Annotated in this window: 11 protein-coding genes; 5 read left to right on the top strand and 6 right to left on the bottom strand. The window is 52.8% G+C overall.

All coding sequences use genetic code 11. The features are described from left to right. Nucleotides 1–280 precede the first annotated feature (280 nt). Nucleotides 281–1,057, top strand: a complete 777-nt coding sequence (locus tag OH144_RS13005; RefSeq protein WP_266202678.1) for a peptidylprolyl isomerase — start codon at nt 281–283, stop codon at nt 1,055–1,057. Nucleotides 1,058–2,089: 1,032 nt separating this feature from the next. Here the strand turns inward: OH144_RS13005 and OH144_RS13010 are convergent. Further along, nucleotides 2,090–4,549, bottom strand: a complete 2,460-nt coding sequence (locus OH144_RS13010; protein ID WP_266202679.1) for a S9 family peptidase — start codon at nt 4,547–4,549, stop codon at nt 2,090–2,092. Between the two features lie 265 nt (nt 4,550–4,814). On the opposite strand from OH144_RS13010, the gene OH144_RS13015 reads away from it, so the two are divergent. Both OH144_RS13015 and OH144_RS13020 read left to right on the top strand, forming a co-directional pair. Beyond that, nucleotides 4,815–5,240, top strand: a complete 426-nt coding sequence (locus OH144_RS13015; protein ID WP_266202680.1) for a hypothetical protein — start codon at nt 4,815–4,817, stop codon at nt 5,238–5,240. A 120-nt stretch (nt 5,241–5,360) separates the two neighbouring features. Next, nucleotides 5,361–5,654 (top strand): (2Fe-2S) ferredoxin domain-containing protein, encoded by a 294-nt coding sequence (locus OH144_RS13020; protein ID WP_266202681.1) that lies wholly within the window; start codon nt 5,361–5,363, stop codon nt 5,652–5,654. Nucleotides 5,655–5,718: 64 nt separating this feature from the next. Here the strand turns inward: OH144_RS13020 and OH144_RS13025 are convergent, their stop codons facing one another. Further along, nucleotides 5,719–6,255 carry a ferritin gene (locus OH144_RS13025; protein ID WP_266202682.1) on the bottom strand — a complete coding sequence of 179 codons (537 nt, stop codon included), beginning with the start codon at nt 6,253–6,255 and terminating at the stop codon, nt 5,719–5,721. A gap of 187 nt (nt 6,256–6,442) precedes the next feature. Beyond that, on the bottom strand, nt 6,443–6,796 hold the full coding sequence (locus OH144_RS13030; protein WP_266202683.1) for a hypothetical protein: 354 nt from the start codon (nt 6,794–6,796) through the stop codon (nt 6,443–6,445). A gap of 117 nt (nt 6,797–6,913) precedes the next feature. On the opposite strand from OH144_RS13030, the gene OH144_RS13035 reads away from it, so the two are divergent. After that, on the top strand, nt 6,914–7,288 hold the full coding sequence (locus OH144_RS13035) for a cupin domain-containing protein (RefSeq protein ID WP_266202684.1): 375 nt from the start codon (nt 6,914–6,916) through the stop codon (nt 7,286–7,288). 423 nt (nt 7,289–7,711) lie between these two features. On the opposite strand, the gene OH144_RS13040 is transcribed toward OH144_RS13035, so the two are convergent. The 3 genes from OH144_RS13040 to OH144_RS13050 form a co-directional block, all read right to left on the bottom strand. After that, nucleotides 7,712–8,752: a hypothetical protein gene (locus OH144_RS13040; RefSeq protein WP_266202685.1), complete on the bottom strand. Its 1,041-nt coding sequence runs from the start codon at nt 8,750–8,752 to the stop codon at nt 7,712–7,714. 220 nt (nt 8,753–8,972) lie between these two features. After that, complete coding sequence (locus OH144_RS13045) at nt 8,973–9,725, bottom strand: LytR/AlgR family response regulator transcription factor (RefSeq protein WP_266202686.1); 753 nt, start codon at nt 9,723–9,725, stop codon at nt 8,973–8,975. 238 nt (nt 9,726–9,963) lie between these two features. Then, the gene (locus OH144_RS13050; protein ID WP_266202687.1) at nt 9,964–11,067 is read right to left on the bottom strand and encodes a sensor histidine kinase; all 1,104 of its coding nucleotides are present in this window, start codon (nt 11,065–11,067) and stop codon (nt 9,964–9,966) included. A gap of 215 nt (nt 11,068–11,282) precedes the next feature. On the opposite strand from OH144_RS13050, the gene OH144_RS13055 reads away from it, so the two are divergent. After that, nucleotides 11,283–11,828, top strand: a complete 546-nt coding sequence (locus tag OH144_RS13055; RefSeq protein ID WP_266202688.1) for an RNA polymerase sigma-70 factor — start codon at nt 11,283–11,285, stop codon at nt 11,826–11,828. Nucleotides 11,829–11,893 lie beyond the last annotated feature (65 nt).

Consider the following 11,893-nt stretch of genomic DNA (forward strand, 5'->3'; position numbering starts at 1 on the left):
CCACACTATATAGAATTTGCCCTATAAGGCAGCCAGCGCATATTTTAGTTTATCCTTGTTTGCACAAATTCCCCGTGGCACTTTACCTGCTGCTGCGCATCCTATACCCCCTGTTACCGCTCCTGCAACCACCTCTATACGGGTTTGTATTTAAGCGGGACAACATCGATTTAAACTTATCAGAATACTACAATAAAATACAAACCAACCTCGATAAAATCTGAAGATTACGTAACACTATATAGTTAAAAACGATTACCTTTAAGTAAACAAGAAAAGTATGAGCACTATGAGAAAGAAGTTCTTATCCTACTTTGGCCGCCCACTGCTGCTGGCCGCCTGCCTGCTGCCCCTGTTTAGCTGCAACAAAGCGCCCGACGAGACCAACGGCGAGACTACGGAAGCCACAACCGATGCGGAGCAGACGCTGGAACCGCTAACCTCCGAGAACGTAGTGGCCAAACTGGAGGAGTTTGGCCGCAACAACCCCGATAGCCTGGCCGTGATCACCACCCGCCACGGAAGTATAAAAGTGCGCCTTTACAAGGAAACACCGCTGCACCGCGCCAACTTCGTGCGCCTCACCAAAGCCGGCTTCTACGACCAGGGCGAGTTTTACCGGGTGGTGAAAGGCTTTGCCGTACAGGGCGGCGACTCTGACGAGCGCGAAATGAAACAGGGGGCCTACAAAATCCCACAAGAGTTTAATCCCAAATACATACACAAGCGCGGCGCCCTGGCCATGGCCCGCTACGGCGACGAGCGCAACCCGGACAAGGAGTCATCCTCCCACAACTTCTACATCGTAACCGGTAAGCCCGTAAGCAAAGAGGAGCTGCTGGCCTTCGAGCAGAAGCACGGCATAGATTACACCCCGGAGCAGGAGAAAACTTACCTCTCCGTAGGCGGCGAGCCGGGACTTGACACCGAGTACACCGTGTTTGGCGAAGTGGTGGAAGGCATGGATGTGGTGGAGAAAATTGAGCAGGAGCCAGTGGATGCCTCCGACTGGCCGCGCCAGATCGTGCCGCATACCATCAAGATCGTGAAGGAGTAGATTTTATACTTCTGATGATAGGGAAAAAGCGCTGCAGTTCTGCAGCGCTTTTTGTTTATCCTAGTGATGCACTTATACTTTGTGGTACAGGACGATACTTTATACGTGTCTGCATCAGGATCTTCAGGATGAATGGATGGACAGGATTTTATACCTTAGCTATACTTCCATCCTTCATTCGTACCTCTCGCTGGCGCGGGTTTGCAACCCGTGCCTTCTATGATGTCGGGTTTGCAACCTGACTGGCTCGCAGAGCCATGCTTATACTTGGGCTATACTTTTATACTTCAGTTTATACTTGCTGTTATACTGTATTCTTTGCTGGCGCAAGCGTCCGCTTGTGCCTCTCTTAGCCCCTGCTTCCTATAACTGGAAGCAAGCTGTTCTTGCTAGCTGCCTTTCCTCCACGGCCTTAATGCCTACTCGTTTCACTTCATACCTTGGTACTCTCCAGCCCGAGAGGGCTCGTCCTGGGGGTAGGGGCCCTCGATAAGGGCATCGCGCTGGGAGCTTTTCCTGCCCTCGTACCTCGGACTGCCCTTAACGGGCACCGGAAAAACTCGCATAGGCGCTCAACCCAAGGACTGAGATCAGAATCGATAGCCACAGCTATTTGTCATCTCGACCTTTGGGAGAGATCTCTTTAGAATTCCGGATAGCCCTCTCGCCCTGCTCGAGAGGACAGGGAGAGGAGCAAGTATAGTTCCCCTCCTTGGAGGGGCTGGGGGGTGGGTTTATACTTGTGTAGGGACAGGTCGCGACCTGTTCGTGCAATACCAGCTGCCATGAAACTTATACTTTAGCAGCAGCAATGACAGGCTCACTCCTTGGTTAAGGAGGGGCAGGGGTGGTTGGACCTGATACCACAGAGCTCCCTCCCGTTTCCAGGAATGAGCCAGAAGGTTATGTATACTTCTATAGCCGCTACCTTGTGCCCGAGCAAGCTGTTGCTACCCGCAGCAGTTTATCAAACAAAAAACCGCCCCGGCTAAAAATTTAACCGGGGCGGTTTTTAAAGTATAAACCTGATGCCTACTGCACCTGGCGGTTCTTCACGTACTTCTCCAGCCACTGGTCCATCTCCCAGAGCATGTGCAGCACAGACTCCTTGGCGCGGTAGCCGTGGCTTTCAGCTGGCAGGAAAACCAGGCGGGCCGTGGCTCCATGGCCTTTCAGGGCGTTGTAGAAGCGCTCGCTCTGTACCGGGAATGTGCCTGAGTTATTGTCGGCCTCGCCATGAATGAGCAGGATCGGCTCATTTACCTTGTTGGCGAATGAGAACGGCGACATCTGGAAGTATACTTCCGGGGCATCCCAGTACGTACGCTCCTCCGCCTGGAAACCAAACGGTGTCAGGGTGCGGTTATAGGCCCCGCTACGCGCAATACCGGCGGCAAACAGATCGGAGTGCGCCAGCAGGTTTCCGGTCATAAACGCGCCGTACGAGTGGCCTCCCACGGCAATGCGCTTCGGATCGGCCACGCCCATTTTCACTACCTCGTCGATAGCGGCCTTGGCACTGGACACCAGCTGCTGCACGTAGGTATCGTTTGGCTGTGCGTCTCCCTCCCCTACTATCGGAATATCGGTCCTGTCGAGGATGGCGTAGCCCTGCGTTACCCAGAACAGCGGAGAGCCCCAGCTGATGCGCGTAAACTCGTATGGAGAGCTTTTCACCTGACCGGCGGCAGCAGCATCCTTAAACTCGCGCGGGTAAGCCCACAGCAGCATTGGCAGCGGTGTATCGCCTTTCTTGTAGTCCTTTGGCAAGTATAAAACAGCCGTCAGGTTCACGCCATCCTCGCGCTTGTATTGTAGCATCTGCTTCTGTACCCCCTCCAGCTGTGGTGTTGGGTGCGGGAATTTGGTTACCTGCGTCAGTTGCTTCTTCTTCAGGTCGCGCACGAAATAGTTCGGCGGGTCGTTTTCAGACTCTCTTCGGGTGATGATCTTCTTGTCGTTCAGGTCGATGATGTCCACCGGGCGCTCATAGTAAGGGGCCTCCGATCTCCAAAGTATAGCTGCCTTCCTTGACTTTAGGTTGAATTCGCTTACAAACGGACGATTCCCTTCCGGCGAGCCGCCCTCTGAGATCATGTAGATGTTTTGCTTTTTCTTATCCGTCAGCAGCACGCTGCGGCCATACTTGTTCTTGGTGAACACCGGCGAGCCCGGGTCGTTGTAGTTATCCTCGTAAGAGCGCTCGATGAGCACAGTGGCTTTGGCAGATGCTTTGGAAGGGTTTACCAGGGTGCTGCGCTCCTGGCGGGTTTTCCACCAGCGCTCGTTCACGATGGCCATGTTCTCGCCCCACATCACGCCACGGTAACGGTACTTGGTCGAGGCCAGTTGGGAAGGCTTCCCGTTGAAGGGTGCATCCAACATGTATACGTGGTCGCGCACGGCTGCCTCTTTGTTTGCATCGCCGCCGTCCTGTGCCTCGGCCCAGTACAGCGTGGCTGGTTTATCAGAGCGCCAGTTATAACTACGCGGGCCTTTGGCCACGGCATCGAAGGCAATCGGGATATCCTCGGCCAAGGGTAGCTGCGCCAGCTCCTTTACGACCTGGCCGTTGCGATTCCATACTTCTACCTTGTAAGGGAAGTAATAATGCGGCACCAGGTATGAATAGGGTTTCTGGATGGTCTGCACTAGCAGGTACTGCCCATCCGGAGAGGCGTCTATACTTTTGATGATGCCGGCTTGCCCTATGGACTCCTGCTTACCGTCCACAGAAATCAGCTTCAGCTGCGTCTGCATGTAGTAATCGAACAGCTGCTCGTCGTTGCGGTTCTTCAGCAAATCCTGGTAGGTGCGCGAGGGCTTGGCCTTGCCGATATTTTCCTGGATAGTAGGGCCGGTTGGCACATGCGTTGCCTTCGGCATGTCGCCACGCTTCTCATCCACAAACTTTACTACCAGCGTCCTGCTGTCCGACAGCCACTCAAACGGGCGGCCGCTGTAGGCATCGTTTACCACAGCCTCTGTCAGCTTTTTAGCCTCTCTAGCTCCCAGGTCGGCAATCCACAGCTCTATGCCATTGACTTTGGTGTTGGTAAAGGCAATATACTTCTCGTCTGGCGACCAGGTAACGTTAGAGAGCTGCGCGTTCTGCGGCAGCCCTTTGATCGCGAACTCATCGGCGTTGCTCACCTTTTTAAGCTTCAGGCCATTGTAGTAGTAGCCACGGCTGGGGCCGTTGGTAGCAGGGTTGATGCGAATACCGGCCAGGCGGCTCTCCGGCGCCGACACCTCCTCTATACTTGGGTAGCCCGGGCTCTCGAGCAGCAGCATCCAGTCGCCCTTGGCGCTTATACTTACCGACGGCGTGTTTGGGGCCTCGATAATGGCTGCGATGGTTTCGGGTGGGCGCTGGTAGCCGGTGTTGGCATCCTGGGCCAGTGCAGCAGGTGCAGCTGTGCCTCCCAGCAGCAGTGCGCACAGCAGGTGTGCGGCCAGGCGCCGGGCGGCTTTGGTTTTCGTAAAGTTCATGTCAGGTATGATAAGATTAGTGTAGTATGCATCAATAGACTCGTGGGCTAAGGCAAGGTTTAACAGGTGGTACTATATACTCATACTAAATATAGGGGATTCCTATAACTTTTCCTTTTCCACAGGCAGCGATAGGATTAATCAGCTCAATTCATATCCTCGCACTGCTGAGCGACACCTTCGGCACTAATACAGAACCGCTCCTGGCTTCCGGCACATGTCTTATACTTTATGTATCTTTGCATAGGCGTAAACGCGCAAACATATGACTAAAGTCGCAGAACTTACATCCACCACCGGAAAAGTGTTTCTTACCGTTGCATATGATGCAGCCAACAACTGGATCTACAACAACTGGGTGGGATACGTAAGCCCGGAGAATGTAAAACAGGGTTCCCTAGCGGTGCTCGAGGCGTTCCAGACGTACAATTCTCCTTACGGCCTGAACGATAACCGGGAGCTAGTAGGCCGCTGGGACGAAGCCGTGGACTGGATAGAAAAAGAATGGATGCCCAAAGCGATTGCAGCCGGGCTGCGTTATTATGCCCATATCGCTAACCAAGAGTCCTTTGCGGCAGCCTCTGCCGCTGATATGCTCAGCCGCACCCACGGCCGTTTCGAGATGCGCATCTTCGAGGACCCGGGCAGCGCCAAAGTATGGCTGCAGGAATGCCAGAAGTTGGAAAACTAGACAGCTTGGGCGTTAGAGGATTGGAAAACCTACTCAAGAACGACTGTTAACAAACAACGCGTAACGAAACTTATCTCCCTAAATTAAGCTTTAACAGGTAATACTACCGTATTCTTACCCATGAGCAAAAGTTTTGATACACCCGATAAAGTGATTTATGTATGCACGGGCAGCAAGTGCAAAAAGAAAGGCGGCAAAGACCTGAGCAAGCTTTTCAGGGGCATGATAAAGGAGATGGGCCTGAAAGGGCAGGTAGAAGTGGTAAAAACCGACTGCACGGACCGTTGCGACTACGCCCCCGTTACCTGCATGCAACCCGCCAACGCCTGGACACCCTATACCGACGAGCGAAAGGCGAAAGAAGCCTTTGAGCAGCACATCCTTAAATCTGCGCCGCAACAGGAAACCCCATAATAGCAGTGCGGCCCCGGAAATGCTCCGGGGCCGCACTGCTATTTTACCTTATGCAAGAGGATGACTAATCCTCGTACGTGTCTTCATACGTGATCTTCGGCACGCGCTTGTCGATCTCGTAGAGACCGGTTCCTTCCTCGCCGATAACCTCGAAAAGCTCCAGCGCGCGGCGGGCCACATACTCCTCCTCTATCTGCTCTTTCAGGAACCACTGCAGGAATGTGAACGTCACATAGTCCTTCTCCTTCTGGCACTTATCAGCCATGCGGTTAAACGACTGCGTTACAGCAATCTCCTGCTGCAGCGCCTGCTCAAATACGCTTCTGAATGATTCGAATTCCATTTGGGTACCGGAGACGCTCGGCGACACGGCGCGTCCGCCCATATCGGATACGAACTTGAACAGGCGCAGCATGTGCTCGCGCTCCTCATCCGACTGCTTCTTAAAATAGCCGGCGCTATAATCAAAGCCGTTGCGGTCGCACCAACTGCTCATGGCCAGATACATGGCCGAGGCCTCCGCCTCCATTTTTATCTGATCGTTGAGTATTTGCTCTATTGTCTCGCTCAGCGAGGTTCTCAGTCTTAGTAAGTCTTTCATAATTTCCGGGTGTTTGGGTAGTGATTAGACAATGCGGTGATGGTTGACACCTCCTCATTAATACCTTAAGGTAAGCCCTTTTGTTGTGCATGCGCAACAAACCCCTGAAATTCGGAAGAAGTCTAAATAAAAAGAGCACGGCCTCGGGGGCCGTGCTCTGTGTTTCAAACTATAAATACTCTAAGTTTTATACGATGGATGGTGCCAGGCACTCGTGCAGCATTCGGTTCAGTTCCAGCACAAACTTGGCTCCGGCCAACAGTTCCTTCAGGGTATGCAGTTCGGTCAGCGTCAGCACGAAGCAGCGGTCGCAACCACAAAGGGTAATGATGCTGAAGTCGGAGGAGCGGTCCGGGTTGCTCGCCATCGCCGCCAGGTCTATACTATCCACCGCGTGCTTCAGGCGCAGAAAAGCGTCTAGCTTCAGCATGGTTAACTCGCCTGCAAAACTCAGCATTAAACGGTTGTGGCGATCGCACTGGTAAACGGCTCCTGCCTCAGAAGTATAAATCTCGGGTAATTGCGTGGCTGTATGCATCATGTGGTGTAACTTAGCTAACCGGCTCTGCGATTGTAGTGCAAATCTAAATACTATTTAGAACCAGTCCAAATAAAAACGCATTGTTATTTAGAATTAGTTTGAATAAAGTATAGAAGCATGGAAAAGTACATAGATAAAGTAAACCTTGCCGACAAGTTCAGCCAGTTCTCCGACCACTGGAACCCGCGCGTTGTGGGCGAGCTGAATGGCCAGCAGGTGAAACTGGCCAAGTTCCTGGGGCCGTTCGAATGGCACCACCACGCGCACGAGGATGAGTTCTTCCTGGTGATAAAAGGCGCGTTTGAGATGCACCTGCGGGATAAGGTAGTTACCCTAAAGCCGGGAGAGTTCATGATCGTGCCCCGGGGCGTAGAGCACAAACCTGTGGCCAACCAGGAGGCGGAGGTGCTGCTGTTTGAGCCAGCCAGCACCGTAAACACCGGCAACCTGGAGGATAGCGAGCGGACGCGGAAGGACCTAGAGAGGATGTAGTTTCATTGTCCGTTGTCCGTTGTTCGGTTTGGGTTGCTGGTTTATACTTTGCTAGTACCAACTACCCTTACCTCTCCCCTGAAACAAGTTCGGGATCTGAGACTTGTCCTTTTCGAGGGCCCCTACCCCCAGGAGGTGAGCCTGTAACTACTGATGCTAAAGTATAAGCTTTGTAGCTGCCGCTCCACCTCCCTTCCACCAGGATCCTTCCAGGATGACAAGAGAAGGGCCGCTGCTACAACGATTAAGCAGAAGTAGTAGACACAACTCTCCGCTCTTTCGGATTTGCAATCCCGAAGAGCAAAGGGAATCCCGAAGAGCAAAGGGAAAGTCATTTTATACTTGTGGCCTTACAGTAACTACCCCAGATGGAGTAAGGATGGTTGGATGGTCCTCTATTAACGAACAACCAGGCACCAATAACTAAAACCCCATCACCTTATGCGCCCTGGCAAGTATAAATTTCAGGTTGAGCCGCACCAGATCGCCCATACACTGGCACTTGAGAAACTCCTTGGCGTTGTGGTGCTGCGCCAGCTCCTGCCGTAGCTGCTCTATTTTTTCGGGCGTAGATATGGTATCGCGGCGCATGCAGTCGATGAGGTCCTTGAGGCGGTAGCGGGCCGATTTAAGGCGCCGGAACATGAGCGTGCGCTCCTCGTTCTGATACTGCCTCACCACATCCGGCTTCAGCAGTTTCAGCACCAGGTCTACGACCACGTTATTGTCTTTGAAAAACTGCGGCAGGTACATGGTCTTTTTGCCCTCGTAAGACTGCTGATCAAAGTCGATGGGGCGCACGCGGTACTGCTCATCCTCGAAATCCGGGGTAACATCCACCACATAATTGTAGGAGCGCATATCGCCCAGCAGGCGCACAAAGCACCGCTCGTTAAACTTCACGAACTCCTTGGCAATACGCACTTTGTTGGTGTTGGGCCGCTTGACATACTCCTTAATGAATACATCGCCCGGGATACCTGCAATGTGCTCCTCTATCAGGGTGTTGCCATCCACCAGGTAGTTAATGCGGCTCGGCGAGAGGATGTGCTCCAACTCCAGCCCGTAAACGCGCGAGGCGTCGGCGCGCTTCACGTAAAAGTAGTCGTAGTTATCGTTGAGCTGGTTCATGATCTGCACCCGGAACGGGTTGGAGTTACCGAAAGTACAGTAGTCGATCCGCGACACATACAGGTGCTCCATCACCGACGTGTCCCCGTCAGTTTTCAGCAGCGCATAGATCATCGTCAGGCCCTGGTTTAGCTCCTGCTGCGTCTGCTGATCATACATGACCGACTCCCACAGCGTGTCGTGTCCCTGTTTGTCGTAGTACGGGAAAGAGTCGGCGTAATGGAGCAGGCCCTCGTAGAGTACCGGCAGCTTCGTTTCGCGGTCGTAGGTGCGCAGGTACCTGCGCAGGCCTTTGCTGATCGGGTAAAACAGCTTCTTCTTGGAGATATACACTTTGGAGTTAGAGAGTTTAGGAGTTTGAGAGTTTTGGAGTTAAAGAATTTGGGAGGTATGAGAGCAGGAACAGCCATACTTCACCTCTTTTGTAATCTGAAGATAAATTACGAGTAAATACAGTTAATTGCTATTCCGCTCAACAGAATCACATGTTGAACTCTCTAACCACTAAATTCTCTAACTCTTAAACTCTCTAACTCCCCAACTCTCTAACTCTCTAACTTTCCAACAGGTTATTCTGGTTGAGCACCTGCAGCACTTCATTTTTGTAGAAGCGGCCGATCGGTATCTCGGTTTGGCCAATGTCTACGGCAGCGGCAGAGAACGCTTGAATCTTGTCGAGAGCCACGATAAAGGAGCGGTGAATGCGCAGGAACTTATCTGTTGGCAGTTTTTCCTCCAGGAAGGATATTTTCTGGTACGAGATGATCTCCTTTGTCTCCGTTTTTACCCGGATGTAGTCTTTCAAACTCTCGATGTAGAGAATGTCCGAGAGCATCACCTTCACCATCTTTTTATCGGCCTTCAGGTAAATGAAGGCTTCTTTGTAGTCCTGCCCTGCAGGGGCGGTTTGTACAGGCATGGGAGTGGGGGCTGCCTGTATTGCCTGCGGCTCCGGAGCCGACACCCTGGAAACAGCCTTCAGGAAACGCTCGAAGGCAATGGGCTTGAGCAGGTAGTCCACCACATTTAGCTCAAACCCTTCCACGGCATAATCGCGGTAGGCGGTGGTAAAGATCACCTTGGGCGGGCTTGCCAGCGACTTCAGGAAATCTATACCTGTGAGCTTCGGCATCTGGATATCGAGGAACAACAGGTCGATGGCCTCGCTTTGCAGGCAGTTATAGGCCTCCACGGCGTTGTTGCAGCGGCACACCAGCTCCAGGTTATCCAACCTCTGAATGAAGGTCTCCAGCACATCCAGCGCCAGTGGTTCATCATCCACGATCATGCAGCGTAGTTTATTCATAGTTTAGATATCTTCAACAAAGGAACGTTTGGTACATTAACTCTCTCATTGAGGGCTATAGTAAGGAGACAAACTCCAAGACCAGCTAGCCTACCGCGAGTTTTCAACTCGTGGTTTCCCATGACAGCAAGCTTTCAGCTTGCACTGGCCGTCAGAGAGCACGTTTATACTTACGCAAGCTGAAAGGTTGCCCCATCAAAAGCCACAAGATGAAATCTTGCGGCAGGCTTCAATTTTATTAAAACAAAATCTCCAACCGGGCCGAGTAGCTATCGTCCTCCTCCTCCACCTCCAGCTCATAGCGACCTTCGTAGAGCAGTTCCAGGCGGCGCTGCAGGTTTTTAAGGCCGATACCCGAGGCCATATCGCGGGAGCTACTGCTTGCTTTGTCGATGCATTTGCAGTTCTCTACCAGCAGCACCAGCTTCTCGTCCGTCACCTTCACATCTATCCTGATCCAGGCATCTTTGGTTTCGGTGCTAACGCCATGTTTAAAGGCATTCTCCACGAAGGGCAAGAGCAGCATGGGCGCAATCTGCTTGCCGGCTATACTTCCGGTGGCGGAGAACTGCACCTCCACCCGCTCCCCATAGCGCACCTGCTCCAGGGCGATGTAGTTTTTGATGTACTCCAGCTCCTTTTCCAGCGGCATGGTGGCCGCGTTGGCATCGTGCAGCATGTAGTCCATCAACCCGGAAAGCTTGAGCACCACCTCCGGCGCGTTGTCCGATTTCTTGAGCGTGAGCGCGTACAGACTGTTGAGCGTGTTGAACAGGAAGTGCGGGTGGATCTGCCCTTTCAGGAATTTGAGCTCCGCCTCCAGTTTATCCTGCGTCAGGTCACGGGCCGCCCGCTGGTGGCTGTACCAGTTCTTGAGCAGCGCGATCACGGCCGTAATGGCCACCACATAGTTAATGTTCACAATGTTCTTGACGAAGCGGTAGAAGGTCAGGGTGTCTTGGGTGCAGGTGGTGGGGCAGAAAATCGGGTGGATAAGGAAAGGCAGCAGCACGAACTGCATCAGCGCGCCAATGGCCCCCATCAGCAGCAGCAGGTACACGACAAACTCCAGGTAGCGCTTCTGCAGCAGGTAGCGCGGCAGCAGGTAGTACATGTTAAAGTATACCAGCCCCATTTTAAACGGCAGCTCCACCAGCTCCACCATAAAGGCGTTGTAGTAATCATCGATGTAACTACCGTATAGCAGCCCAAAGAAAACCACATACACCGTCCAGAAGGCCAGGTGCAGCAGCAGGCGGTTCTGCGTGACGTTGCGCACCTCGGGCAGGCTCCAGGTGGCGCCGGTTTCTAGGGTATTGGCCGTGCTCAACTTTATCTCCATACTACAAAGGTATATTTTCTGGTACAAGCCGCTACCGTTATCTGCACAGTTTTAGACCGATAGCCAGCCCTGTGCCGTTAGTGGCGGCTTCCGCTTGACCAACAGCGTTTGGGGCGGTAAAGGTTTATTTTTCCGGATCCCGGGGCCTTACCTTATCTTGTATTCCTACTTTTTCCGAAGGAATTTATACTTTTAGCTTGAGTTTACCCGCACATATGCCAAACCAATCAGAAAAGCTCCTTCAATTTGAGGCCCTGTTCCGGCGCAATTACGGGCACCTGTGCCAGCGGATGCAGCGCATCACGTCCGATGCTGCTGTAGCCGAGGACCTGGTGCAGGAGGTCTTCATTAGTTTTTGGAACAACGAGCAGTGGCAGGCGGTGGAGAATCCAGAAGCCTACTTATATCGTGCCTGTCTCAATAAAGCCCTGAACCATACCACCAGCCAGAAACGCCGCACCGAGTTGGCACAGCAGTACCAACAGGGGCAAGACCACGCTACAACGGCAGACCAAGACCTGGCCCTGCAGGAGCTACAGCAGCAGGTGCAGCAGGCCATAGATGCTCTGCCGGCTGTGTGCCGCAAGGTGTTTTTGCTGAGCCGCCACGAGGAGATGACGCATAAAGAGATCGCCGATTTCCTCAACATCTCTCCCAACACCGTGGACAACCACATTAAAAAAGCCCTGGCCGTACTTCGGAGGCTGCTCCTGGGCCTGCTTTTGGGGTGCCTCCATCTACTTTTTAGTTTTTTTTCGTGAGCGGGTAGCGGTACCTGCGCTTTCAACTGTCATACTTCTGAACACCGATAAAAACTGCCGCCAGG

This window comes from Pontibacter kalidii (assembly GCF_026278245.1).
GTDB lineage: Bacteria > Bacteroidota > Bacteroidia > Cytophagales > Hymenobacteraceae > Pontibacter > Pontibacter kalidii.